This is a genomic window from Thiomicrorhabdus marina, assembly GCF_017571465.1.
Classification (GTDB): Bacteria; Pseudomonadota; Gammaproteobacteria; order Thiomicrospirales; family Thiomicrospiraceae; genus Thiomicrorhabdus; species Thiomicrorhabdus marina.
The window spans coordinates 29,885-55,958 of record NZ_JAGETV010000006.1 but is presented as its reverse complement, the minus strand read 5'-3'; the positions used below and the strand labels follow the sequence as shown (position 1 = coordinate 55,958).

Sequence of the window (26,074 nt, the reverse complement as noted above, 5' to 3'; positions counted from 1 at the left end):
CTGAAGTTTATTTACACTGAAGAACTTTCATGCCTCAACCACTAAGGTTTAGTCGCCGCCTCCTTCTTGGAACACTTGCTACAGCGGTTATCGGTTTAACGGCTTGTTCACGCACGAGCGACACGCCTGAATACTATCAACCGAAAACTCTCGACAAACCGCGATTTATACAGGCGGAGTACAGCTTTGCCGTGCACCCTCTGCACAATCCTTCGCGCTTATTCGAAGTGTTCAATCCACTGATGGAATATCTCAATAACCATATTCCGCACGCCTACTTTCGACTTGAAGCCTCTCGAGACTATCCAACTTTTGACCGAAAACTGGCACAAGCCAGCGTCGATTTTGCATTGCCTAATCCATACCAGACGGTAACCGCTCTTAAAAGCAAACGTTATCACGTCATTGCGAAGATGGGCGACGATCAGAATTTTCGGGGCATTATCCTAGTGCGTAAAGACAGCGGCATTAATAAAATCAGCGATCTACGCGGCAAAACCATTAGTTATCCGGCACCTACCGCACTGGCCGCAACCATGTTGCCTCAATATTTCTTACAACAGAACGGTTTAGATATTAAACACGATTTAACCAATCAATATGTCGGCTCGCAAGAGTCATCCATTATGAACGTCTTTCATGGCGAAGTAGACGCTGCCGCAACTTGGCCTCCACCGTGGGAGCTACTTTCTCAACAGCGTCCTGAACTTAAACGACAACTTCGCGTTCAGTGGCAAACCAATCCTTTGCCGAACAATGCGATTATTGTTCGAGACGATATTCCAACCGATGTCGGTAAACAGGTGCAATATCTACTCACTAATTTGCACACATCCGAGCAAGGACGCAAAATTTTGGCCGGTATGTATTTATCGAAATTTGAAATAGCAAATAACCAGAGCTATGAACCGGTTAAACAGTTTCTTGAAGATTTTCAAAAAACCGTTCGTAACCCGCAAGACGAAATCTAAAGCAACCAGAGATTATGAAGCTGATACCTAAATCGATCAAAAACAAACTGATTCTCAGTATCGCATTGATTCATGCGCTACTGATGACTCTGTTCGTCTTCGATTTAGTGCAACGTCAGCAAGAGTTTTTAACTCAAGAATCACAAATGGCCGCTCAAGGAATCGTCAAAACTCTGGCAGCGAATAGTATCCCGTGGATGCTCTCTAACGATTTAGCGGGTCTGGAAGAACTGGCTACCGCACAAGCTAATCAGGCTAATATCAACTTTGTTATGCTCGTTAATAACCACGGCAAAATTCTCGCCTACCACAACAATATCGATAACCAACACCACAGCGAAAATATCGGCAAATATATCGAACTACCAAAACTAAACCCATTTAATCCACAACGTAGCGAACACTATTACTTTAATGACCGTAACGCCATAGATGTCGCGATCCCGGTCTGGAAAGATCAATCGCAACTCGGTTGGGCGCGAGTTCAACTCAGCCGAACCAACACCAGCCAAAGCATTAAAGTGATTACCAAAGAAGGTCTGTTCTATACCGCTTTTGCGATTATTCTCGGTTCACTACTGGCATGGTATATGGGCTTTAACTTAACTAGCCGGATCTATAAACTAATCGACAACACTCGCCGCATTCGCCAAGGCGAACGTAAAATCGAATTTCCTACCCATGGTAAAGACGAACTGGCTGATCTTGCTCGCAACTTCCAATCGATGCTAGCGCAACTCAATCAAAACGAAGAAGACCTCTACGAAGAGAAAGAACGCGCCGAAATCACTTTACGCTCCATCGGCGATGCCGTAGTGGTTATTGACAATCAATCCATCATTACCTATATGAACCCCGCCGCTGAACAAATTACCGCATGGGATCATTATCTCGCCACAGGCAAACCTATTAACGAGGTCATGCAACTGTTTAACGAAGGAACCAAAAAACCGCTGGAAAATCCCGGAACACGCGCATTGCGTACTGCGCAAGTAATCGGTTTAAGCAAAAACACGATTCTGATAAACCGATTAGGCGACACGATTTCGCTAGTCGATTCCGCCGCTCCGATTATCGACCGAGACGGCAATATTATCGGCGCAATCATGGTATTCCGCGATGCGACTGAAGAACACTCGTTACAACAACGTCTTAGTTGGCAAGCTACTCACGATACATTGACCGAACTGCACAACCGTACCGCTTTCGAGACTGAGCTAGAAAGGTTAATTAAAATCAGTGCCGAAAACCCGCAACATAATAGTTGCCTGGTTTATCTGGACTTGGATCAATTTAAAGTTGTCAATGACACCGTCGGCCATACTGCTGGCGACGTTTTATTACGCCAAATTTCCAACATGCTGTCACATCTAACCGAAGACTTCGGCTTTCTATCCAGAATCGGCGGTGATGAATTCGCCATACTGTTAAATGACCATGATCTGGAGGAAGCCTTAGCATTTGCCGAAAAACTTCGACATAGTATTAGCCAACATCGTTTCTATTGGGAAAACAAGCGCTTCCAAGTCGGAAGCAGTATCGGTATCGCACAAATTCACGGCAATCTTAGCAAAGCGTTGATTTTGTCGCGCGCCGACATCGCCTGCTACTTGGCAAAAGATAAGGGACGAGATCGCATTGAAGCTTATCAAGAAGATGACCAAAGCCGCCAGCAAGACCAAAACATCATTGATTGGGTTGGGCGTATCCGTTATGCCTTAGACGAAAACCGATTCTTACTCTTTGCACAGCAGATTATCGACCTCAACCGCAACGGTAATGAACCACTACAACGCTTTGAAATTCTGGTTCGAATGAAAGATCAGGATTCTCAAATTATCACCCCTAACCAATTCTTACCGGCGGCGGAACGCTTTGATTTGATGAGAGACTTAGACCTCTACATCACCAAACGCGCCATCCGCTGGCTTAAAGCACATAGCGATAAAATTGAGTTACTAAACATTAATATTTCTGGGCAATCTTTAGGCCAGGAACAATTCACCCGTAACTTACTAGAACTACTTGACAATAACCTCGAAAACAATCACAAGATCTGTTTTGAAATCACCGAAACCGTTGCCATCAACCAGATGAGTCATACCATTGACTTCCTCAATAAAATCAAAAGTTACGGCTGTAAACTGGCTTTAGATGATTTCGGCTCCGGTTTCGCGACCTTCTCTTGGCTGAAAAACCTACCGGTAGACTTTGTTAAAATCGACGGTGATTTTATTAAGGACGTACTTAATGATCCAGTCGATGCCGTGATGGTTCAGACCATTCGAGACATTTCTGAGCTAATGCAAATTTCCTCAATTGCAGAATTTGTCGAGAACCAAGAAACCGCCAATTGGCTTAAGGAAGTCGGCATACACTATGCACAAGGTTATTACTTTGACCATCCTCGTCCGATTATCGAGATTTTCGACTAATCACCACATAACCAAATATTAGCGAATATTGATGGCAGCAAAAAAAAATGCCATAATACCTGATTAGCGCCGATTTGATCATCAGCTTGCGGGCGCATTAAATAAGTACGGCTAAAGCGAGGAGCTTTTCTCTATCCCTGTCTCCCGTTGATTTTCCGTACCTCGTTATAAGTTTTCGTTTCCGAGGAACAGTTATGAGCAAAACCACAGTATTTACGTCTGAATCCGTTTCTGAAGGCCACCCAGATAAAATCGCCGACCAGATTTCCGATGCGATGTTGGACGCCATCCTAGAACAAGATCCACGTGCACGCGTTGCCTGTGAAACCTTCGTAAAAACCGGAATGGTATTAATTGGTGGCGAGATCACCACTGAAGCTTGGGTTGACCAAGAAGAACTCGTACGTAAAGTCGTAAAAGATATTGGTTATGACCATGGCGATCTAGGCTTTGATGGTGAAACTTGTGCGGTACTTTCATCTATCGGTAAACAATCACCGGAAATCGCCATGGGCGTTGATGACACTGAAGAACACGAACAAGGAGCCGGTGACCAAGGTTTAATGTTTGGTTATGCATCTAACGAAACCGACGTACTTATGCCGGCACCGATTTACTACGCGCACCGCTTGATGGAAAAACAAGCAGAAATTCGTAAATCAGGTCAACTAAACTGGCTACGTCCAGATGCAAAATCTCAGGTAACCTTACGTTACGAAGATGGTCAACCAGTCGCAATTGACGCTGTAGTACTATCCACGCAGCACAACCCTGAAGTAGACAATAAAACCCTACGTGAAGCGGTGATGGAAGAGATTATCAGGCCGGTTCTACCTGCTGAATGGCTGCATAAAGACACTGACTTCCATATCAACCCGACCGGCCGCTTTGTTATCGGTGGCCCAGTTGGCGATGCCGGCCTAACCGGTCGTAAAATTATCGTTGATACGTACGGCGGCATGGCGCGCCATGGCGGAGGAGCTTTCTCTGGTAAAGATCCGTCAAAAGTTGACCGTTCGGCCGCTTACGCAGGCCGTTATGTAGCGAAGAACATCGTTGCCGCCGGTCTAGCAGACAAGTGTGAAATCCAAGTGTCTTATGCGATTGGTGTGGCAGAACCGACGTCAATCAGCATCGAGACTTTCGGTACCGAGAAAGTTGATATCACGCTAATCGAGAAATTGGTACGTGAACACTTCGATCTACGTCCGAAAGGCTTGATTGCAATGCTGGATCTATATCGCCCAATTTATCAGAAGACCGCTTCTTACGGACACTTCGGTCGTGAGCTACCGGAATTCACTTGGGAAAACACCGACAAAGCCGACGCACTTCGTGCCGACGCAGGACTGTAATCAGTCACTAGAGCATGGCTTGACCATACTGAACAAAACTAAAAAACATATTGCAAAACTCACTAGAGCACAGCGAAAAAGATTTTTAGCGAGGTATAGCTCTGTTTACATTAGAGTAAATGAGCAACGCATCACATAAACAAAATCTTTCGCAGCGCGACCTAGTAGAATTTAGCGATATGTTTAAAAGCAAAGGAACTATCCAATGCAATCACAAAAGAAATATGCACAAAAATTGAGTTTGGAATTTTTCCCGCCTCGTACCAATAAAGGCATGGAAAACCTAAAAACCGCCGCTCAAGAACTTGGCGCGATGAGTCCGGAATATATGTCGGTGACTTACGGGGCCGGCGGCACTACGCAAGAAAAAACGGTCGAAACGGTTCGTTACATCCAAACTCAGACCGATTTTGAAGCCGCCCCGCATTTAACCTGTATCGGTGCAACTCAAGAGAGTGTTTTAGAGTTACTGAATAAATATCAAGAAATGGGCGTCAAGCGCATTGTCGCCCTCCGCGGAGATTTGCCGTCAGGGATGATGGACCCGGGCGAATTCAAATACGCCAGCGACTTGGTAGCCTTCATTAAAGAGCAGAAAGGTGATGCCTTTCATTTAGAAGTCGCTGCTTATCCGGAGACGCATCCGCAAGCGCGCAACTGCGACATCGGCATTAAATGGTTCAAACACAAAGTTGAGCAAGGCGCTGATTCAGCAATTACTCAGTACTTCTATAACTTCGACAGCTATCGCTATTTCGTCGATAACTGCGAAAAGAACGGTATCGACCTACCGATTATTCCGGGCATCATGCCAATCACCAACTACGAAAACTTAATCCGCTTCTCTCAAGGTTGCGGCGCAGAAGTTCCTCGTTGGTTGAAATGCCGTTTGGAATCATTTGAAGACGACCAAGCCGGTTTGCTTGAATTCGGTAAAGATGTGGTCACCGAGCTGTCGCAAAAATTACTGGATGCCGGCGCGCCGGGCATTCACTTCTATAGCATGAACAAAACCCAGCCAACGCTGGATATCGCTACAGCCCTAACCCTAAAGTAAGTTTGTAGCAGCATGCGCACCGTTCGTTTACACCTTCCTGTCGAGTTTATCTCCGGTCAAACCTTGAGTTTGACCAAGGAACAGGCTCATTACGCTTTGACCGTGCTACGCCTAAAAAACAACACTGTCTTGGAACTATTTGACGGCCAAGGTAATTTGGCGCAAGGCACTTTACTGGTCGAAGGGCGCCGTGATGCTAGCGTACAAGTTGGTACTGTCAGTCAATCACACAATGAATCGCCGCTTGACACCATTTTACTGCAAGGAATTTCGCGCGGCGATCGCATGGATTACAGCTTGCAAAAAGCGGTTGAACTTGGCGTTAAAGCCATTCAGCCGCTGTTCACCGAGCGCTGCGAAGTAAAACTGAAAGACGACAAAATCGACAAACGTCGTGCACAATGGCAAGCAATTGTCATTAACGCTTGCGAACAGTCCGGCCGAGCATTTGTGCCAGAAGTTCTGCCGCTCATGACCTTAAAAGAGTTCTGGCAACAAAACCCTTCTATACAAGGTATTGTCTGCGATCCTTATGCAAAGCAAACCTTGGCACAGATGGCGACGCCTAATTTCAAGCAACCGTTAAATATTTTAGTCGGCCCAGAAGGCGGCTTAACCGATGAAGAAGTTGGGCTAGCCGTACAACAGGGTTGCACAGCGATTCAACTGGGACCGCGCATCCTGCGTACCGAAACGGCTGGGCCGGCCATGCTCGCCATTGCCCAATCGCTTTGGGGCGATATTTAGGGTCTACTTAAAATTCATATTTGACTCTGTTGTCATCTTAAAAATGGCCGTGGCAGAACCTAATTATGAATTTTAAGCAGATCCTCACCTTATAAGAATAAATATTATTCCAATCCATACGCTGTATGCGTATTGCAGATTCGCTATAATACTGCTCTTAATCAGCGCAAGTAAAAGAGAGAAAAAATGCCAGCTACTTCCGTTCCGCATTTGCAGACCGCTTTGACCGGCCCACTGCTTGAACTTGAAAGCCACCTACTCGCTCATACCAATGAAATCGAGGCATGGTTGCGTAAACAGTTCAGCAAAACCCCAGCGCCTTTTTACGGCTCGGTGGATTTACGTAACGCCGGTTATAAACTGGCACCGGTGGACACTAATCTATTTCCGGCCGGCTTCAACAACCTACACCCGGAACTGCGTTCTCTGGCGGTGCATGCGGCGCAAAGTAAGATATCTCAAGTCTGCCCTATTGCCGACGGCGTGCTGATTATTCCTGAAAACCATACCCGTAATACCTTTTACTTAGAAAACTTGTTTGCTCTAAAATCGATTATCGAAACCGCCGGTTACGAAGTGCAAATCGGTTCGATGATGGAAGGCTTGGACGCACCGATGGTGATTGAGCTGCCATCCGGCAATGCGCTCACCTTAAAACCTTTAATGCGTAAAGATAACCAAGTCGGCGTGGATGACTTTTTCCCATGTGCGGTTCTGCTGAACAACGACTTGTCAGGCGGACGCCCGGAAATTCTGGAAAATATCGAACAAACTCTACTTCCTCCTCTGGACTTGGGCTGGGACAACCGTTACAAGACGCACCATTTCCAACACTATTCAGAAGTGACTGAAGCCTTTGCCAAAATTATTAACATTGACCCTTGGTTAATTACTCCGACTTCCGAACAGTGCGGCCCGATCAGCTTCAAAGAACGTACCGGCTTGGATCAACTAGCCGATGCAGTCAATAAGATGTTAGCGGACACGCAAAAATATTACGACGAGCATGATATCGGCTGTAAACCTTTCGTCATCGTTAAATCCGATAGCGGTACCTACGGCATGGCGATTATGTCAGTACAGAGTGCAGAAGATGTTCTAAACCTGAATCGCAAACAGCGCAATAAAATGTCATCGGTTAAAGAAGGTTTGCACGTCGAGCAAATGCTGGTGCAAGAAGGGGTTTACACCTACGAAGAGATTGACGGTGCCGTTGCAGAACCAGTGGTTTACATGATTGGTAGCCAAGTAGTCGGTAGTTTCTATCGCGTCCATACCGGTAAAGGAGCAACCGATAATCTGAACTCGCCGGGTATGCATTTCCAACCGATTTCTTATGCCGAAGCCGGCATTTTACCGGATGAAAATCAACAACCGGATGCTGCACCGAACCGTTTCTACGCCTATGGCGTCATTGCACGTTTGGCACTATTAGCTGCCGCGCGTGAAATCGCCGATGCCACCGGTGAACTGCCGCCGCTCGACGACAACGCTTAGGAGCCAAAGATGAAACTCGGAATCGTGATGGACCCGATTGAGAACATCAAACCGTATAAAGACAGCTCTTTTGCCATGCTGTTAGAAGCGCAACGTCGTGGTTACGAACTGTATTATATGCAGCCCGAAGATCTCTATCTTGATAACGGTAGCGCTTATGCCAACACCACGTTACTAAAAGTGTGGGATCGCGGTATCGATGAACAATTTTTCGGTTTCGGTACAAGCCAAGAAACGGCTTTAAGCGAGTTAGATATTGTCCTGATTCGCCAAGACCCGCCATTTAATAACGACTATCTGTACAGCACCCATATTTTGGAACAAGCGGAAGCGGAAGGTGTTTTGGTGGTGAATAAGCCGCAAAGCTTGCGCGATGCCAATGAGAAGCTGTTTGCCAGCTGGTTCCCAAACTGCATTCCGCAAACCCTAGTCAGCGCCAATGCAGACAAACTGCGCGCTTTCGTTGCCGAGCATCAAGACACCATTTTTAAACCGTTGGATGCCATGGGCGGCGCGTCTATTTTCCGCGTCAAAGCCGATGACCCAAATATCAGCGTGATTATCGAAACCATGACCGAGCACGGCAAGCATCATATTATGGCGCAGGTTTACCTGCCGGAAATCAAACAAGGCGATAAGCGCGTTTTGTTGATTAATGGCGAACCGATTGATTACACTCTGGCGCGAATTCCAAAAGAGGGTGAGACCCGCGGTAATATCGCTGCTGGCGGCACCGGTATTGGTATGGAGATCACCGAACGCGAACGTTGGTTGTGCGAGCAGATTAAACCGACTTTACAAGCCAAAGGCCTACACTTTGTCGGTCTGGATGTTATCGGCGATTACATCACCGAGATCAATGTCACCAGCCCGACTTGCATCCGTGAACTGGATGCACAATTCGGCCTGAATATCGCCGGCGTGTTGTTTGACCATCTAGAACAGCAACGCCAAGCATAATGTAACCTAGCGCCACAATACAGAGTTTACGGATTGCGGCGTTACTTTGCGGATGAATTGATATGTATCGTCGGCACTTTCTAAAAAGTATTCCTGCAATCATCAGCGCGCCGCTCTTTTTTAGCGCCTGTTCACAACCATTGCAAGCTCATCAATTTCAAATCATCGTGTTCGGCACCGAAGTCGATATTACGATTTATCATCCAGAGCAAGCCGTTATTGAGCAAGCCGTCGCGAAAATTAATCACGACTTTCAGCGTTTCCACCACGAATGGCACGCGTGGGAACAAGGCGGCATTCTCAGCAAAATCAACAATGCGATTGCTGTCCAAAAACCGATTACGGTTGCTGAATCCGTAAAGCGCTTTATTCTAAAATCACAACAACTCAGCGCGGCCAGCGATTATCTGTTTGATCCGGGCATCGGCAAACTGATTGCCATGTGGGGCTTTCACGGCGACAGCTGGCAAGGCCCTCCCCCCTCTCAAGAGCAAATTGATAGGTGGTTGCAACAACGTCCATCGATCAAAGACATTTACTTTACGGACAATCAACTGCTCAGTGACAATCCAGATGTACAACTGGATTTTGGCGGCAATGCCAAAGGCTTGGCTCTGGATATGGCTTTACAAAGCCTAGCAACGGCAGGAATTAAAAGCGCGCTGGTCAGTATCGGTGGCGATATGAAAGCGCTTGGCAATAAACCACAAGGTAAAGCTTGGCAAATCGCCATTAGTCATCCAAAAAACCCACAGCAGCCAATTGCCTCTATTGCAGCACAAGATGGCGAAAGCGTGGTCACCTCCGGCACTTATCAACGTTTCTATGAATGGCAAGGCCGACGTTTTTCACACATTATCAATCCGAACACCGGCTACCCTGCCGACGGTTTTGCTTCAGTCACGGTAATTCACTCCGATGCGACTACCGCAGATTCCGCAGCAACTGCGCTATTAATTGCCGGCCCGAAGCAGTGGCGTGAAATTGCGAAAAAAATGGCTGTTGAACAGGTCTTTTGCGTCGCTTATGACGGCAAAATATCACAAACAAAAAGCATGGAAAAAAGGCTAAAGTTGATATAATCCGACAGTATGAAACAGTTGCACTCTCTCGAACATTCAATTCTGGTGGCGATGCCTTCACTCGACAATAGTTGGTTTGAAAAAACCGTGATTTATGTCGTCGAAGATAACGAGCACGGTAGCATGGGGCTGGTTATCAACCTGCCTCACAAACTCGATGTGCGTACGCTATTGGAACACTTGGAATATCCTTATACCGAACGCAATCATCACCTTGATGAGCCGATCATTATGGGTGGTCCTGTCGATTTGGAGCGCGGGTTTATCTTGCATCAGCGAGGCGGAAACTGGAAAAGTTCGGTTTACCTCAATGATGATTTATCAATGACCGTTTCCGATGATTTTCTGGAAGCAGTCAGCAGCGACGAAGCACCGGATGATTTTATTGTCTGCCTCGGCTTTGCCGGTTGGGAGCCGGGACAACTCGCCGGAGAGTTGCAAGACAATAGTTGGCTGACCATTCCATACAATGCATCACTGCTATTTGAAACCCCTATCGAACAACGCTGGGAAGTCGCGCTCGGCACCTTAGGTATCGCCCCAGAATTTCTCTCCAGCGAGGCCGGTCATGCCTAAGCCGATTGAAGGCTCCATTATCGGATTTGATTTTGGCTTGCGGCGAATTGGGGTTGCTATCGGACAGACCGTCACTCAAACCGCTTCGCCGGAAGCAATTGTTAATAGTCAAGACGGCAAACCCGACTGGCAATCGATTACTCAACTGTTTGAAAAATGGCAACCGGCTGCGATTGTGGTTGGCTTACCTATGCGCCTGGACGGGAGCGAACAACCGCTAACGCAACCGGCACGCAAATTCGGACAACGCCTTAGCGGGCGTTATGGTCGCCCAGTGTTTTTCATTGAAGAACAACTCAGCTCCATTGAAGCGGAACAGCGCCATGCGCACAGTAAAAAGCGCAGCAAAACACCCCATATTGACGACCATGCTGCACAGATTATTTTAGAAAACTGGTTACAACAAAACACATAGAAGAGAGTCATTTTCAGGATGCAACAACTGGACATAGATGTTAGCGCGCTGCTCGAAACCATGAGCGGACAACTTAACGAGAAGATGGCACAACGCCCTAACCCGAAAATGATCGGTATTCGCACCGGCGGCGAATGGATTGGAGAAGCCTTGCACCAACGCCTTGGGTTGCAAGAAGAGCTAGGGTTGATTGATATTTCTTTCTACCGCGATGATTTCTCGCGCATCGGGCTAAACCCACAAGTTAAACCGGCGCATATCCCATGGGATATTGAAGACCAACACATTATTCTGGTCGATGACGTGCTGTACACCGGTCGCACCATTCGTTCCGCATTGAATGAGATCTTTGATTACGGTCGCCCTGCCAGTGTCACCCTCGTCGTCCTGCTGGATCGTAAAGGTTGCCGCGAACTGCCATTCCAAGCCGATGTGGTCGGTATGCAACTGGAATGCCAACAAACCATTAAAGTAACCGGACCGGATCCGATTGAAGTGACCATCTCAGAGAAAGCCGAGGTATCTGCATGACAGCGCGCTTAACCGCCCCCAATCCGCAATTGAATGAACTGGGTAAACTGAAACACCTTTTGACCTTAGAAGGTCTTAAACAACATCACTTGACCGAGATTCTTGATACCGCTGAATCTTTTATCGATCCGAATACCAATAAGATTAAAAAAGTACCTCTGCTGCGCGGCAAGAGCATTATGAACCTGTTCTTCGAGCCAAGTACACGCACTCGAACCACTTTCGAAATTGCCGAAAAACGTCTTTCTGCCGATATCGAAAGCTTGGATATCCAAACCTCCGCAACCAAGAAAGGTGAATCCTTACTGGATACCTTGTGGAATCTGCAAGCGATGCAGGCCGATATGTTCGTTATCCGCCACGCGGAGAGCGGCGCGGCACACTTCTTCGCACAACATGTCGCTCCGCATGTGCATGTCCTGAATGCCGGTGACGGGCAACACGCCCACCCAACTCAAGCGCTTTTGGATATGTTTACCATCCGCAAGAAAAAAGGCGATGTCTTCGACCTGAAAGTTGCGATTGTCGGCGACATCCTGCATTCGCGAGTAGTACGTTCGCAGATTCAGGCACTGAGTATTCTGGAAGCGCGTGAAATCCGTGTTATCGGCCCTAAAACCCTACTGCCAGAGCACCCTGAAGCACTCGGCGTACATGTCTATCACGATATTGAAGAAGGACTGAAAGACGTTGATGTCATTATCATGGTTCGTCTGCAAAACGAGCGCATGAAGTCGGCATTAATTCCAAGCGAAAAAGAGTTCTTTAAGCGCTACGGTTTAACTGAAAAACGTCTGGCGTTAGCAAAACCGGATGCCATCGTAATGCATCCGGGGCCAATCAACCGCGGTGTTGAAATCGATTCCGCAGTAGCTGATGGCCCGCAATCAGTCATTTTAGAACAGGTTACTTACGGCATCGCCGTGCGCATGGCGGTGATGTCGGTGATTATGAGTAACGCTGCACAACTCGCACAACACCAAGCCGAACAAGAACAAAGCGCCCTAGCCGAAGAGAATGCCGAGATGGAGAACCCTCAATGAGATTAGCCATTTTAAATGCCCGAGTTATCGACCCAAGTCAAGACTTGGATAAGGTCACTAACATCTATATGGCACGCGGTCGGATTGCCGAAATCGGCGACGAAGCGCCGGAAGGCTTTAGCGCCGATCAAGAAATTGACGCAACCGGTAAATGGGTTGTTCCCGGCTTAGTAGACCTGCAAGCGCGCCTTGGCGAACCGGGCAGTATCTTTGCAGGTTCCATCGCTAGCGAAACCCGCGCTGCGGTTGCCGGCGGCGTCACAACTATCTGCTGCCCTCCAGACACTAATCCTGTTAATGATACACAAGCCGTAACTGAACTAATACAACGTCGTGCCCGTCAAGCGGCAACGGCTTATGTCATGCCGATTGGCGCCTTAACTCAAGGCTTGGAAGGAAAATTACTAAGCGGCATCTACTCACTTATCGAGGGTGGTTGTGTGGCACTTAGCCAAGCTAACCGCCCGGTACAGAGTGCACTGACTTTAAAAAACGCACTTGAATACACAGCATCACTGGATACAGTGGTGATGTTGCGTTGTGAAGACCAAGATTTAAAGAACAACGGCGTGGCTCACGACGGACCGGTCGCTTCACGTCTAGGTTTGCCGCCGATTACGCCAGCGGCGGAAACGTCTGCTCTAGCACGCGATTTGGTTCTGGTTGAAGAATCCGGTATCCGTGCTCACTTTTCGCAGCTTTCTTGTGCGCGCTCAGTCGAAATGATTGCCGAAGCCAAAAAACGCGGCTTACCGGTAACTTGCGATGTTGCAATTCATCAGCTATTACTATCGGAAATGGACGTACTTAGTTTCAACAGCCTGTTCCATGTATCGCCGCCATTGCGCAGTCTGCGTGACCGCGATGCATTGCTAGCCGGCGTTCGTTCAGGGGTGATTGATGCAATCGTCAGTGACCATACACCACTGCACCGTGATGATAAACTGCTACCGTTCGGTGAAAGCCAACCGGGAATTATTGGCTTGGAAACACTTCTGCCGCTGGTATTGAAATTGGTACAAGAAGGCCAACTAGATATTACTACCGCAATTAAAGCCGTAACCCAAACACCGGCGGAAATCTTACAGATCCCAACCGGCTCATTACAGACTTCGCGCCCTGCTGACTTGGCTATTATTGATCCCGAAGGCATCTGGACGTTCGATAAAGACAGCATTATCAGCGAAGGCAAAAACTCGCCATTTATCGGCTGGGAGTTTATCGGCAAGGTTGAACAAACTTTCTTCCAAGGCCGCCCTGTCTATAAAAACAATGAAGTTTAATGGATAGCGCCAACTACTCGATTGCACAACTTCAGTGGCAGGAACAACTAAACGGCCACTGGCTATTGAGCCTGCAAATCACCGCGGATAACGCTACTGACAAGAATGCCGTTGACTTTATAACGGCACGCTTTTCTCTCAATAGCGGACAGCCGTTAAATCTATTTGCGATCCATTCACTTAGCGATAACCATTGGCAATTGCAATTTCTCTGTGACTCTCAAATCGAGGTTGCAAGTGACACTTGTCTACAAATTATCTGGTCAGAAAAAACACTACCGTTAAAAGCGGATAAGCTACTGATGCTTGGCGAAGAGTTATGCATGGCTCCACTGTTTGCCTTGGCTAAACAGCGTCAAAACCACACGAATCCTACCGGTGATTTAGTATTACTTCATGCCCAAAAAAGGTTCCCATTTGCCATCAAGCCGGCACGCTTTATGGTGCAAGGCACACCGCCTGAAGCAATTGGTGCTTGTACGTTATTAGAAGATTGGAAAATTGCGAATCGACTCTGTAGCGAAGACTTTATTGCCGGATGTGCTCAGATGAGCCTAGCTGAAATGTTAGCCGAATGGCTAAAGACGGCGCTAATTACTGAACAGCACCGCCCTAAAAATGTGATTGATGAATGGCACGTTATTCTGTCTGCTACAAAATCCACCACTCAAGAATGTTGCGAACTCCTTAACCAAGCATCACTAAAGGCAAATTCACTGAAAATCAATTTACTTTGCCTGTAAAAAACATAGAAAAAATTTCAAATATCTCAGCGGATGCATTCAAACAAAAACCACCTTAGTAAGCAGTTTCTTTCAGCCAAAAGCCATTTACTGAACTCTCTAAACTTAAATATCGTTGGTACGTACCAGTCTGATACCAACAACAATAAATAACCACAAAACTAGCAAAAACAGCAGACTACTTAACCCAAATGCAACAATCTGTAAAAGATAGCTTTGATCGACTTGATAAGACCGAACTAGATCCAGTCCTTGGTTCATAATCATCCATGTCCATAATGCTGCACCGGCAACCGCGGTAACAATCAAAAAGAATCCTTCTTTTCGGCACTTCTCCTTTTGTAAACTCATTGCTCTATCCTCGATAAAAACTTATTAACAACCACCATTTATTCGAACCATTATCTCAAATATTGGCATTTTTACGTATAGTATAAGTATTTTACTGAGAGTACGCAAAATTAAATTTACATTACATTCCATTTACCCCGATTCATGAATCACCTTCATCCTGCTCAATACTGGAAGCCAGATGACGAGTGCTTTTAGCCAAAGCTTCAATTTGCTTGGCATTATCATGCAATACTTTCGAGGCATGAGCAGCAATCGCGGCTTCAACTAAAATTTGTAAATCTTCATAGTCCTCTTGGCTAAGCACTGCTTTCTGCTCTTCTCCGAGGCTATTACGAAAACCTTTTACAACATCATAGGCATGGTGGGAAATATTCATCCATTCTCTCCTTAAGCAATTACCTTACGCATCCGAAAAAATATCTTCGCCACTACTGACAATTAGCGGGTCAGGTACTCCTACGACCTCTTCATCCTTACCATCGTACGGAATCTGATTTAAAATAAAGCGCATCGCTTCTAAACGCGCTCGTTTTTTACAATTCGATTTAATCACTGTCCAAGGAGCATGGTGGGTATTGGTATAAAAGAACATATCTTCCTTGGCTTTGGTGTAATCTTCCCAGCGATCCAGTGACGCCAAATCCATTGGACTCAGCTTCCACTGTTTTAGAGGATCGGTTTTACGCGCATTAAAACGGCGCAATTGTTCTTTGCGGCCAACCGAAAACCAAAACTTCATCAACCGAATGCCTTCATTGGCTAGCATGCGTTCAAACTCCGGCGCTTGGTGCATAAATTGGTTATATTCCGGCGGAGTGCAAAATCCCATAACTCGCTCGACCCCAGCTCGGTTATACCAAGAACGGTCAAACATGACGATCTCGCCGGCCGTCGGCAACTGCTCAATATAGCGCTGGAAATACCACTGGCCTTTTTCTTTTTCATTCGGCTTATCCAGAGCAACTACTCGAGCACCACGCGGGTTTAAATGCTCTCGAACCCTTTTGATAGTGCCCCCTTTTCCTGCCGCATCGCGCCCTTCAAACAGCATCACAATTCGCTCGTCATTCTCTTTAACCCAACGTTGCAACTTCAACAACTCAATCTGCAACAGACGCTTTTGCTGTTCATATTCCGAACGCTTCATTTTGGTTTCGTAGGGATAGTTATTCTCGCTGGATATCACTTTCTTCATCGCATCACCTCTGCTGTACTGAACCCGCAACGCTTGTCAAAAATTGACTAAACGAATTAAAAATTACTCTAACATTTGAGTATACTCTAGCCATCACTTGTTCTGGTTAAGCAACGGCGAAAGTTGACCGCAAACAATCAAATCTATCTAGCCGCCAAAACACTTCACTAGAATAAACGCCACCCCATCGACAGAGGATACGCATGACCGCTCGAACACAACAGTTACAACACAGCCGGCAACAAGTTCAACAGCGTATTCAGAACGCTTGCATCGATGGCAAACGCAATCCTGATGAAGTCAACCTATTAGCGGTCAGTAAAACTAAGCCGTTCACTGATATACTGGCAATGGCACAGGCCGGACAACAGGATTTCGGCGAAAACTATCTGCAAGAAGCGCTTGATAAAATCACGCAAGCACCGCAATTAACGTGGCATTTCATTGGACCTATTCAGTCCAATAAAACCCGTCCAATCGCTGAAAATTTTGCTTGGGTACATAGTGTCGATCGTGTAAAAATCGCTCGCCGGCTTAGCGAACAACGTCCAACCGACTTACCGCCCTTAAAGATTTTATTAGCCGTCAATATCGATCAAGAAACCAGTAAATCCGGTTTTACTCCGCAAGAATTACACGATGCGGTAGCGGAAATCAGTCACCTTCCGAATATTACACTACGCGGACTCATGACAATCCCTAAAGCGCGAGATGATTTCAGTGAACAACGTGCTGTTTTCGCAAAAATGAAACATTTATTAGATAAGCTGCAACAGCAAAATCCGCAACTGCAACTCGATCAACTCTCTATGGGCATGTCTGGAGATTTGGAAGCGGCTATTTTCGAAGGCGCAACTTGGGTACGCATCGGCACCGACTTGTTCGGGGCAAGAAATTATTCACTTCAGACTTAAAACAACACAATTCATTTCATTATGTTTTTAAGAGGTAAATATGGATAAGAAATCGATTTTAGTCATCGATGACGAAAGGATTAATTTAAGTATTCTCGGCGCTATGTTGGTTGACGATTACGAACTAATGGTGACCAAAAGTGTTTATACGGCAAGAGAGCTAATCCAAGAAAACCAACCTGATTTGATTCTGTTAGATGTGGTCATGCCCGATATTAATGGCATTGAATTTGCGCAGTCGCTTCGTCAAGATACCAACACACAACATTTACCAATTATCTTCATATCTGCTGACACGAGTGAAAATACCAAAAATTCAGCACAGGCCGTCGGAAATTGCTACTACCTCAGTAAACCGATTCATAAAGCGCTATTGTTAAAGGCCGTGCAATCGCTCCTTAAGGATTAAGTCGCAATAAAATGAAAAAAGCCGATTGAGTTTCCTCAACCGGCCTATCTCCTTTTTGCCAGTATTCACATCTGTAGATTGATGGTTACTGCATAACGGGTAATTGATTACCTCTATTATTTATATCGGCAAGCATTCAAAAACTTTAGCGTTTAGGCAAATTTAAGTTGGCTCTTTTACGCTATTTTCATTTTCGGTCGCATCACTGTCGGCAGTAGTTTGGTTGTTATCTTGGGCAAACTCAGCAAACTGCTGATGAAACGCTTTAACACGTTCCAACCACCCACTCGTAGAATCTTGTTCAGGAAAACGCTGTGCCAATACTTTACCGGTCAATTCATCCCACATGGTTTGCGAGTCTTCCATAAACTGATTCAGTGATTCAAGCGCCGCTTGCCATTTTTGATAATATTCGGGGAGTTGCTCAACCCCTGCCGTTTCCGCAGATTGTTGCTCAGCACTATTTTCACCGTATTCCTGCATAGCCGCTTGTTGCTGACGGCTAACCCAAGTCGCCGACTGCGTTAAATTCAAGCTTACGTTCTGCAATTGACCAAAATCGATTTCCATATCAACCGCACTCTGTAAAGCCTGCTCGATATTGCCTCCATAAAATTGATTAGCAATTTGATCGACCTGCTCGAAAACACTGAAAATCGCCCCCAATTCCTCTTCATTGAGATCGCCTTCAATACTCATCGCAAACCGCTCTTCAAAAGCGGCCATCTGCACCGCTTCTCTCGATTCATAGACAGAAAAACCTTGCGGTGCTTCATCATTCTGCTCGGCATACTGCATCTCTTTATAAGATTGGTAAGCGGCGTATAACTGACGAAAATCGACCGACACCTTATCGCCTTCTTTGGTGGTCAATTGCAGACTCATACTCTCGCTATAGGAGAAAGCTTGTTCGGATTGCATTATCGAACCAGCACGCATTGCCGAGGGGGTATAGGCAACATCTTCATTCTGTTTTATAAAATTATTAGCGGCATTCTCAGCGGCTTTCGGATTGGCGTTATCCTGACTCGGATTTAGATAACGGTTCAGCAAACCATTGGCAGTTAATGCATTGGCAATTGGCGTAGACATCACAGCACCTCAAAGTAATTCCGGTAAGTTTTACATTTAACGGCAGTTCGCGACAAAACTTAAGCGAATTTATCACTCAAAAAAGCATTGTGCAATTACGTGCAAGCGCTGTAATTCAGTGCTCTTTTTAGCTTATAATAATGTCCCTCATAACTAAGTAAAAAGACCGAGGACTATGAACGCAAAAATCTGTTTTATCGGCGCCGGCAATATGGCGAAGAGCTTAATCGGTGGCCTGATTGCAAGCGGTTATGACGCAAACAATATTCTTGCAACCGACCCGAATCAAGAACAGCGTGATGCCCTAAGCAGCCAGTTTGCCATTCAAACTTATGCCAACAACGGCGAAGCCTTGATGCATGCCGATATTATCGTTCTGGCAGTTAAACCACAGATTCTGCGTCAAGTCTGTGCAGAAATCAGCGATACAGTACAAGCAGGTTCACCATTGATTATCTCGGTTGCCGCAGGGATTCGTACTGACGACATCAATCGTTGGTTAGGCGGAGAACTGGCCATCGTACGTACCATGCCAAACACACCGGCGTTGATTCAAACCGGCGCTATCGGTCTTTATGCTAATTCACAAGTCAACAGCGAACAGAAAAGCCAAGCAGAGCACATTATGCGCGCTACCGGCTTGACTCTATGGGTTGAACAAGAAAATCAAATTGATGTAGTTACCGCACTATCAGGTAGCGGTCCAGCTTATTATTTTCTATTTATGGAAGCGATGGAAAAAGCCGCACAAGACATGGGACTGGATGCCAAATCCGCTCACCTCTTGACCATGCAAACCGCGCTTGGTGCAGCGAAGATGGTGATGGAATCGCATCAGGATTGTGCAGAACTGCGTGCCAATGTTACCTCGCCAAACGGTACCACTGAAAAAGCGATTCAATATTTTGAAACCCATAACTTGCGTGATACGGTTGCCGGCGCAATGAATGCAGCGCGCAACCGTGCACAAGAACTGGCAGACGAGCTTGGAGGAGAAGCTTAAGATGGAAATGAGTTCACCCCTAGGCCAAGGCGGCCTGTTTTTGCTACAGTTTGCGGTCGGCTTGGTAATCTTCGCCTTGATGTTACGTTTCTTAATGCGCGCGACTTATGCTGACTGGAATCATCCCGTCGTAACATTTGTAGCCAAAGTGACCAACCCGATTTGCGCACCACTCAATAAAGCTCTTCCAACTAAAGGTCGTTGGGATTGGGCTGCGGTGATTACGGCAGTGATTCTGCAATCGCTGTTTGTGCTTTTAATCGGTTTTTTGACCAACCGAGATTTCGGCATCGGTTTTATTGCCTTAGCTGCATTAAGCGAAGTAATGAATCAGCTACTCGATATGCTGTTCTGGCTAATTATTATCCAAGTCATCTTGAGCTGGGTGTCGCCGCAATATAACCCAAATACCGCGATTTTCATCCAGATGACCCAGCCGGTTCTGGAGCCTTTCCGCCGTATGCTCCCGCCAATGGGCGGTTTTGATTTATCGCCGATTTTAGCGATTGTCGCCATCAAACTGGTGCAAATCGTTATCGTCGGTTCGATTGCTACAGCCGCGCAATCAATGATAGGAATGCCTGGATGAGTATTGCTAACCCGACAGTAGAACAGCGCTTTGCTTTTAAAGCGCCGTTACCGCTAAAAAGCGGTTCAAGCCTACCTGAATACGAACTGGTGTACGAAACCTATGGCGAACTAAATGCCGATAAATCCAATGCGATTTTAATTTGCCACGCTTTGAGCGGTGACCACCATGTCGCCGGTATTGATGCCGATGGCAAAAAAGGCTGGTGGGACGGCTATATTGGCTCAGGCAAGGTCATTGATACCGATAAATTCTTTGTGGTCTGCTCCAATAACTTAGGCGGTTGTCGCGGCAGTACCGGCCCTACGACCATCAATCCGCAAACCGGCAAAGTGTACGGAGCGGACTTTCCTATTGTCACCTGTAAGGATTGGGTAGAAAGCCAGAACGAATTGCGTAAGTATCTTGGCATCGAACAATGGGCGGCGCTAGTCGGCGGTTCAATGGGCGGCATGCAAGTCATGCAATGGGCGATTGATTACCCGGAAAAGCTACGCCATGCAATTGTCATTGCCGCGGCGCCAAAACTGTCAGCACAAAACATCGCTTTCAACGAAGTCGCACGGCGTGCCATCATGTCCGACCCGGAATTTCATGACGGCCGCTTCCTTGATCAAGAAACCGTACCCAAAAGCGGTCTGGCGTTAGCGCGCATGCTGGGTCACCTAACCTATCTATCCGACGATATGATGGGCACGAAATTTGGTCGTGAACTGCGTGAAGACAAATTGAAATACAACTTCGACGTTGAGTTTCAAGTAGAAAGCTATTTGCGCTATCAAGGCGAGAAGTTCGCCACTAAGATGAACTTCGACGCCAATACTTATTTATTAATGACCAAAGCGCTCGACTACTTTGATCCAGCCGCAGATTACGACCACGACTTGAGCAAAACTTTGGCGCAAGCGACGGCAAAATTTCTGGTGGTATCATTTACTTCCGACTGGCGCTTCTCGCCGCAACGCTCGCATGAGATTGTTAAGGCACTGCTCGATAATGATGCCGACGTCAGCTATGCCGAGATCACTTCTGCGCACGGTCATGATGCTTTTTTATTGCCAAACGATCACTATGAAGGGGTTTTCGGTAACTATATGCAACGCGTTTACGATGACATCCCGACTGCAGAGGCATCCGTATGAGCCAGAAAATTTCTACCGAATTTAAACTGATTGCCGACTGGATTACGCCAAAAAGCCGCGTGCTCGACCTAGGTTGCGGAGACGGCCTACTGTTAAAACACTTGATCGAAAAACATCAAATCAACGGCTACGGCATGGAACTGGATGCCCAGAAATCGATTCAAGCGATGCAAAATGGGTTGAACGTGATTCAAAGTGACTTAAACAGCTATGATTTGAGCTACTACTTTGATGAAGATTCTTTCGATTTCGTGATTATGACCCAAGCACTACAGGTGGTTCGCCGTCCTGATGAACTATTGGATCAAATGCTAACCATCGGCAAAAACTGTATCGTTACCTTCCCGAATTTCGGCCATTGGCGCAACCGTATGCAATTAATGTTCGGCGGTAAGATGCCAGAAACAGAAACTCTGCCGTATCACTGGTTCGACACGCCGAATATTCATATGTGTACTTTCAAAGATTTTGAAAACCTTTGTGAACAGAAACACATCAAAGTCGTAGCGCGCACGGTTGTCAATCGAGACCATCAAACATCGCTAGGAATGCGTCTTGCCCCAAATCTAATCGGTGAAGTCGCTCTCTATCAAATCCGCAAAAAATAGTCACTTCATATCGCCCTGTTTGAGTCGCATGGCGATATGGCGTTTACTCATTTATAAACCCTATCTAATATTAGCTATAAATAATTTCTGTTGCATAGCCACTCAGCAAGGTTTGAGCTACAAGCAACTATTTGCTATCATTCGCAAATAATAACAATTATCATTTGTTTTCGATTTTTGCAGTCTGCTTAAAAGCAAAATTACAAAATCTTAAAACTTTGATAACGACAACAGACCTAACTCTTTCCGTTTCGTCTGATAAAAATACTATTTAAGAGTAACGAAAATGCGGCTAGCACAGTGCAATAATGGACAAATCGCGCAAATCACCCATCTTGACGGTGACGTACATATGAAAATGCGCCTAATAAATCTGGGGTTCCATACCAATAGCGTGGTCGAATTGATTATGAGCCGTGGTAATAATTTAGTCGTTACCGTTGACGGTAGCCGCTTTGCACTGGATAAAAGCATTGCCGAACTTGTAGCTGTGAAACCTTTATCATGACCGTAGTACCACGTAATTCCGAACATAACAAAACCAAAACGTTACAGCACAATGTGCAAATTGCGTTGTTAGGTAGCCCAAACTGCGGCAAAACGACCCTTTTCAACCGTTTGACCGGCGCGCAACAAAGCACCGGGAATTGGCCTGGTGTAACCGTTGAGCAAAAATCCGGCTACTTCAAACTGAATAATCAAAACTTTCATTTAATCGACTTACCGGGCGTTTACAGTCTGGAGTTATCCGATAAGTGTGGTTTAGATGAAAAAGTCGCCTGTAATTTCCTACAGTGCCAACCTGCCGACCTAATCATCAATGTGGTCGATGCCACTAGCTTAGAACGCCAACTCTTTTTGACTGCACAACTTTTGCATATGGGCTTGCCGGTTGTCGTTGTGCTGAATCGTATGGATTTGCTCAAAGAACGGAATCTACATATTGATGTTGATAAACTTTCCGAGCAACTGCACTGTCCGGTGATTCCAATTTCGGCTTATCACAATAAAGGAATTGACCAATTAAAGCAGCAGATTCCGCAATTATTGAATCATAAAGTTGACTTGCACTTTGACCTACCGGAAGAACTGCATAATTCGGTACATACAATTCGTGATCTGCAAAAACAGGATGCCCCGCAACCAATCAATGAGTCCTGTTGGAAAACGTTACAACTGCTGATTCACCCGCACACCGCGGATTTGGGGTTACAAAGTTTTTGTACAGCCGAAAAACAGCGGCTACAAGAATTCTACGATGAAGACCTAGCACTGATTGCTGCAGATTTATATTTCCAATTTGCACATGACGCAGCGCACGCCAGTCAAGTACACACTGACCAATTCACTCGCAACACAACCGATTCCATCGACAAGTGGGCACTGCATCCAATTTGGGGCTTGCCGATTTTCTTTGCTGTCATGTATCTGTTGTTCGCTTTATCGATTGCCGTTGGCAATGTCTTTATCGATTTCTTTGACCTCGGTGCCCAAGCGTTTTTCGTTGACGGGGCTGCACAACTGATGCACAACATCGGTTTGCCGGAATGGGCAATTGTCTTAATTGCCAACGGCATTGGCGGCGGCATTCAAGTGGTTGCCACCTTTATCCCGGTCATTGGTGCACTTTATCTGTTGTTATCGATACTCGAAGACACCGGTTATATGCAACGCGCCGCGCTGATAATGGACAATTTCATGCGCAAACTCGGTCTATCCGGGCAAGCCTTTGTCCCCTTAGTCATCGGCTTCGGCTGCAATATTCCGGCGGTACTCGCCAGCCGCACTTTACCGGCGCAACAAGACCGAATTAAAACCGTAATGATGACGCCGTTTATGAGCTGTAGCGCACGTTTGACGGTCTATGTGATGTTTGCCACCGCCTTCTTTGAAAACAACGCTGCACTGATCGTATTTTCGCTGTATTTCATCGGTATTTTAGCGGCCGTACTGACTGCCTGGGTGCTGAAGAAAACCCTGATTGGCGGCGAAGCTCCACCGTTACTAATGGAATTACCGATTTACCATAAGCCGACGGTTTTAAATGTTCTATTGAATACACGAAATCGCTTGAAAAGCTTCATTCTCGATGCCGGTAAAATCATTATTTTAGTGGTGTTGGCGCTGAATGTTCTGAATAGTCTAGGAACCGACGGCAGCTTCGGCCACGAGAATCAAGAAACGTCGGTTCTAAGTAGCATCGCCAAAACTGCAACGCCGATTGTCGAACCGCTCGGAGTAACCGAAGAAAATTGGCCGGCGACCGTTGGCTTATTCACCGGCTTGCTTGCCAAAGAAGTTGTGGTCGGTTCGCTGGATGCGCTCTATCAACAACAAACGGTTGACCTCTCGGAAGACCAGCACTTTGATTTAGCGGCAGCGTTGCTAGAGGCTTGGCAGACTGTACCGGATAATCTGACCGGAATTTTCGGCGATATTTCCGACCCATTAGGATTGCAATCCATCGAGTCGGTTTCCGATAAACAAGCGATTGCCAGTGAGCAAGGTTTCAGCCTATCCACCCTAGACAAAATGGTCAGCGCCTTTGATGGTTCCGTTGGTGCCTACGCTTATCTACTGTTAGTTTTACTGTATTTTCCATGCGTGGCAACATTCGGCGCGATTAAGCAAGAATTGGGCTGGCGCTGGGCTTTGACCAGCGGAGCTTGGAGCCTGTTCCTCGGCTACGCAGTGGCCGTCAGTTTTTATCAAATTGCCACCTTTACCCAACATCCGAGTAGCTCCACAGTCTGGTTGCTGATCTTCTCGGCTATTTTCGCGGCAATTTGGTTTACACTGAAATATCTCGGCAGTAGATACCGAGGCGATAAAGGAGTCAAACATGATTCTATTAGAACTTAAGCGCTATATTCGGCAGCACGAGCGAGTCAGTTTCAGTGACATCTGCAATCGTTTTGATTTAAGCGAAGACGCCGCTGCCGGGTTATTACAACCTTTAGTCCAACAGGGTCATATCCAAACCATTGACAATTTTTCAGCGACGACAACCAGCTGCAATAGTGGCGGTTGTTCCGGCGGCTGCGCCAGCCAACAGACTTACTACCAGTGGCTAGAACGCAAAGTAAAACAGCTGAGCTTGCCTGTTCAGATTAAAGTGTCTGTTTAAAAATCCCAAGCGGTGACTGACGGGATCTGTTGCAATGCCTGACGGACTTCTTGATGTTGCAGATAATCATCAATCTGCTGTTGTGTACGGCTGGAAGGCATTTGAAATTCAATCGCAGTTCGGTAAAGTTCTTGATGATGCGCCGCGGCTTGTCGACTATTTTCAGGGCGCGAATACAACACCTTGCCACGAGCAAGCGTGATTTGATCCAATTCCATAAAAACATCAACGGTTTGTAATACCTCATACTTTTCTTCGCTGAGAAACGCGACCCCGCCCGCACTGAGATTGATCTGTTGTTTCGGCCAACCTTCCGCGGAAGAAATCGGTTCATAGGCCGTTTTTAGCAGATTAAACAACTGGTTAAGTAGATTATATTTATGACTCAGCTTATCCAGAATCATCGCAGCCGTGACTTCTCGAGCCACAAGGCTATCAAGATTAGTGACATAAAAACGACTGTCAAAATCGTTCTTTTGCGGCTGGTTAAAAATAAAAAGGCGACCATCCAGAACATTTTCTACGGAGTCTTTCAACACTTTTAACGCATTGTCGATTTCACCATATAAACCCGCAACCAACAGACTGGTCGGCGAATCCTTTTTCACTTCCGGTGCTTGGTGCTTGTTATCATCACGACTTCGAAATTTAAATTCGGGATGCTCTTGCGGATTACGCTGTTCCAACAGTTCGTTCAATAGCCAATCAAGGTAATTAAGACGCTGATTCATACTGTAAAACAGATCATATAAATGCGAACCGCGATTGGAAATATCTTGTAGCAACTGTCCTAAAATGCCATCCAAGCTACGAACTTGTTGTTGTAGTCGATAACGCTGCTGCCCTTTCAATAACTGGCTGGCATGTTTTAATTCGGTTTTCTCACGCTGCAAATAAATCCGTAGCATGACGTCAAAACGAAAAAACCGGCGCGAGTTAGCCATAA

General features: G+C 46.2%; 28 protein-coding genes. 23 read left to right on the top strand and 5 right to left on the bottom strand.

Annotated elements, in window-relative coordinates; all coding sequences use genetic code 11:
• Positions 1 to 29 precede the first annotated feature (29 nt).
• The 14 genes from J3998_RS05025 to J3998_RS04960 all read left to right on the top strand — a co-directional run bounded on the left by J3998_RS05025 (position 30) and on the right by J3998_RS04960 (position 14,695).
• Positions 30 to 971, top strand: a complete 942-nt coding sequence (locus tag J3998_RS05025) for a phosphate/phosphite/phosphonate ABC transporter substrate-binding protein (RefSeq protein ID WP_208148379.1) — start codon at positions 30 to 32, stop codon at positions 969 to 971.
• A 14-nt stretch (positions 972 to 985) separates the two neighbouring features.
• The gene (locus J3998_RS05020; protein ID WP_208148378.1) at positions 986 to 3,406 is read left to right on the top strand and encodes an EAL domain-containing protein; all 2,421 of its coding nucleotides are present in this window, start codon (positions 986 to 988) and stop codon (positions 3,404 to 3,406) included.
• Positions 3,407 to 3,600: 194 nt separating this feature from the next.
• On the top strand, positions 3,601 to 4,761 hold the full coding sequence (gene metK, locus J3998_RS05015) for a methionine adenosyltransferase (protein ID WP_208148377.1): 1,161 nt from the start codon (positions 3,601 to 3,603) through the stop codon (positions 4,759 to 4,761).
• Between the two features lie 205 nt (positions 4,762 to 4,966).
• The gene (metF, locus tag J3998_RS05010) at positions 4,967 to 5,818 is read left to right on the top strand and encodes a methylenetetrahydrofolate reductase [NAD(P)H] (RefSeq protein WP_208148376.1); all 852 of its coding nucleotides are present in this window, start codon (positions 4,967 to 4,969) and stop codon (positions 5,816 to 5,818) included.
• Positions 5,819 to 5,830: 12 nt separating this feature from the next.
• Positions 5,831 to 6,565: a 16S rRNA (uracil(1498)-N(3))-methyltransferase gene (locus tag J3998_RS05005; protein ID WP_208148375.1), complete on the top strand. Its 735-nt coding sequence runs from the start codon at positions 5,831 to 5,833 to the stop codon at positions 6,563 to 6,565.
• Positions 6,566 to 6,751: 186 nt separating this feature from the next.
• Entirely contained in the window at positions 6,752 to 8,062 is a 1,311-nt protein-coding gene (gshA, locus tag J3998_RS05000; protein ID WP_208148374.1) for a glutamate--cysteine ligase, read from the top strand.
• A 9-nt stretch (positions 8,063 to 8,071) separates the two neighbouring features.
• On the top strand, positions 8,072 to 9,022 hold the full coding sequence (gene gshB, locus J3998_RS04995) for a glutathione synthase (RefSeq protein ID WP_208148373.1): 951 nt from the start codon (positions 8,072 to 8,074) through the stop codon (positions 9,020 to 9,022).
• A 62-nt stretch (positions 9,023 to 9,084) separates the two neighbouring features.
• Positions 9,085 to 10,104, top strand: coding sequence for an FAD:protein FMN transferase (locus tag J3998_RS04990; protein WP_208148372.1), 1,020 nt, complete (start codon positions 9,085 to 9,087; stop codon positions 10,102 to 10,104).
• Between the two features lie 9 nt (positions 10,105 to 10,113).
• A complete protein-coding gene (locus J3998_RS04985; protein WP_208148371.1) occupies positions 10,114 to 10,680 on the top strand; it encodes a YqgE/AlgH family protein in 567 nt (188 codons plus the stop codon).
• The gene (gene ruvX / locus J3998_RS04980) at positions 10,673 to 11,095 is read left to right on the top strand and encodes a Holliday junction resolvase RuvX (RefSeq protein ID WP_208148370.1); all 423 of its coding nucleotides are present in this window, start codon (positions 10,673 to 10,675) and stop codon (positions 11,093 to 11,095) included. Before J3998_RS04985 ends, ruvX begins: the two co-directional genes overlap by 8 nt.
• A gap of 18 nt (positions 11,096 to 11,113) precedes the next feature.
• Positions 11,114 to 11,626, top strand: a complete 513-nt coding sequence (pyrR, locus tag J3998_RS04975; RefSeq protein WP_208148369.1) for a bifunctional pyr operon transcriptional regulator/uracil phosphoribosyltransferase PyrR — start codon at positions 11,114 to 11,116, stop codon at positions 11,624 to 11,626.
• Complete coding sequence (locus J3998_RS04970) at positions 11,623 to 12,669, top strand: aspartate carbamoyltransferase catalytic subunit (RefSeq protein ID WP_208148368.1); 1,047 nt, start codon at positions 11,623 to 11,625, stop codon at positions 12,667 to 12,669. The genes pyrR and J3998_RS04970 overlap by 4 nt, the downstream gene beginning before the upstream one ends.
• Positions 12,666 to 13,952, top strand: coding sequence for a dihydroorotase (locus J3998_RS04965; RefSeq protein ID WP_208148367.1), 1,287 nt, complete (start codon positions 12,666 to 12,668; stop codon positions 13,950 to 13,952). The genes J3998_RS04970 and J3998_RS04965 overlap by 4 nt, the downstream gene beginning before the upstream one ends.
• Positions 13,952 to 14,695 (top strand): hypothetical protein, encoded by a 744-nt coding sequence (locus tag J3998_RS04960; RefSeq protein WP_208148366.1) that lies wholly within the window; start codon positions 13,952 to 13,954, stop codon positions 14,693 to 14,695. Before J3998_RS04965 ends, J3998_RS04960 begins: the two co-directional genes overlap by 1 nt.
• Before the next feature lie 105 nt (positions 14,696 to 14,800).
• Here J3998_RS04960 and J3998_RS04955 read toward each other — a convergent pair whose 3' ends face one another.
• The 3 genes from J3998_RS04955 to ppk2 all read right to left on the bottom strand — a co-directional run bounded on the left by J3998_RS04955 (position 14,801) and on the right by ppk2 (position 16,244).
• Positions 14,801 to 15,046, bottom strand: coding sequence for a hypothetical protein (locus J3998_RS04955; protein ID WP_208148365.1), 246 nt, complete (start codon positions 15,044 to 15,046; stop codon positions 14,801 to 14,803).
• A gap of 142 nt (positions 15,047 to 15,188) precedes the next feature.
• Complete coding sequence (locus tag J3998_RS04950; RefSeq protein WP_208148364.1) at positions 15,189 to 15,425, bottom strand: hypothetical protein; 237 nt, start codon at positions 15,423 to 15,425, stop codon at positions 15,189 to 15,191.
• 24 nt (positions 15,426 to 15,449) lie between these two features.
• A complete protein-coding gene (ppk2, locus tag J3998_RS04945; protein WP_208148363.1) occupies positions 15,450 to 16,244 on the bottom strand; it encodes a polyphosphate kinase 2 in 795 nt (264 codons plus the stop codon).
• A 203-nt stretch (positions 16,245 to 16,447) separates the two neighbouring features.
• On the opposite strand from ppk2, the gene J3998_RS04940 reads away from it, so the two are divergent.
• Both J3998_RS04940 and J3998_RS04935 read left to right on the top strand, forming a co-directional pair.
• Positions 16,448 to 17,158 carry a YggS family pyridoxal phosphate-dependent enzyme gene (locus tag J3998_RS04940; RefSeq protein ID WP_208148362.1) on the top strand — a complete coding sequence of 237 codons (711 nt, stop codon included), beginning with the start codon at positions 16,448 to 16,450 and terminating at the stop codon, positions 17,156 to 17,158.
• A 40-nt stretch (positions 17,159 to 17,198) separates the two neighbouring features.
• Positions 17,199 to 17,567, top strand: coding sequence for a response regulator (locus tag J3998_RS04935; RefSeq protein WP_208148361.1), 369 nt, complete (start codon positions 17,199 to 17,201; stop codon positions 17,565 to 17,567).
• Between the two features lie 162 nt (positions 17,568 to 17,729).
• On the opposite strand, the gene J3998_RS04930 is transcribed toward J3998_RS04935, so the two are convergent.
• Complete coding sequence (locus tag J3998_RS04930) at positions 17,730 to 18,659, bottom strand: hypothetical protein (RefSeq protein WP_208148360.1); 930 nt, start codon at positions 18,657 to 18,659, stop codon at positions 17,730 to 17,732.
• Between the two features lie 175 nt (positions 18,660 to 18,834).
• Here J3998_RS04930 and proC point away from each other — a divergent pair, with 175 nt between their 5' ends.
• The 7 genes from proC to J3998_RS04895 all read left to right on the top strand — a co-directional run bounded on the left by proC (position 18,835) and on the right by J3998_RS04895 (position 25,128).
• Complete coding sequence (proC, locus tag J3998_RS04925) at positions 18,835 to 19,662, top strand: pyrroline-5-carboxylate reductase (RefSeq protein ID WP_208148359.1); 828 nt, start codon at positions 18,835 to 18,837, stop codon at positions 19,660 to 19,662.
• A gap of 1 nt (position 19,663) precedes the next feature.
• Positions 19,664 to 20,251, top strand: coding sequence for a YggT family protein (locus J3998_RS04920; RefSeq protein ID WP_208148358.1), 588 nt, complete (start codon positions 19,664 to 19,666; stop codon positions 20,249 to 20,251).
• Entirely contained in the window at positions 20,248 to 21,393 is a 1,146-nt protein-coding gene (metX, locus tag J3998_RS04915) for a homoserine O-succinyltransferase MetX (protein ID WP_208148357.1), read from the top strand. Before J3998_RS04920 ends, metX begins: the two co-directional genes overlap by 4 nt.
• On the top strand, positions 21,390 to 22,001 hold the full coding sequence (gene metW, locus J3998_RS04910) for a methionine biosynthesis protein MetW (RefSeq protein ID WP_208148356.1): 612 nt from the start codon (positions 21,390 to 21,392) through the stop codon (positions 21,999 to 22,001). Before metX ends, metW begins: the two co-directional genes overlap by 4 nt.
• Before the next feature lie 286 nt (positions 22,002 to 22,287).
• A complete protein-coding gene (locus J3998_RS04905; RefSeq protein WP_208148355.1) occupies positions 22,288 to 22,509 on the top strand; it encodes a FeoA family protein in 222 nt (73 codons plus the stop codon).
• A complete protein-coding gene (gene feoB / locus J3998_RS04900; protein ID WP_208148354.1) occupies positions 22,506 to 24,863 on the top strand; it encodes a Fe(2+) transporter permease subunit FeoB in 2,358 nt (785 codons plus the stop codon). Before J3998_RS04905 ends, feoB begins: the two co-directional genes overlap by 4 nt.
• Complete coding sequence (locus tag J3998_RS04895) at positions 24,844 to 25,128, top strand: FeoC-like transcriptional regulator (RefSeq protein ID WP_208148353.1); 285 nt, start codon at positions 24,844 to 24,846, stop codon at positions 25,126 to 25,128. The genes feoB and J3998_RS04895 overlap by 20 nt, the downstream gene beginning before the upstream one ends.
• On the opposite strand, the gene J3998_RS04890 is transcribed toward J3998_RS04895, so the two are convergent.
• On the bottom strand, positions 25,125 to 26,072 hold the full coding sequence (locus tag J3998_RS04890; protein WP_208148352.1) for a PilZ domain-containing protein: 948 nt from the start codon (positions 26,070 to 26,072) through the stop codon (positions 25,125 to 25,127). The two genes, J3998_RS04895 and J3998_RS04890, sit on opposite strands and share 4 nt — an antisense overlap.
• Positions 26,073 to 26,074 lie beyond the last annotated feature (2 nt).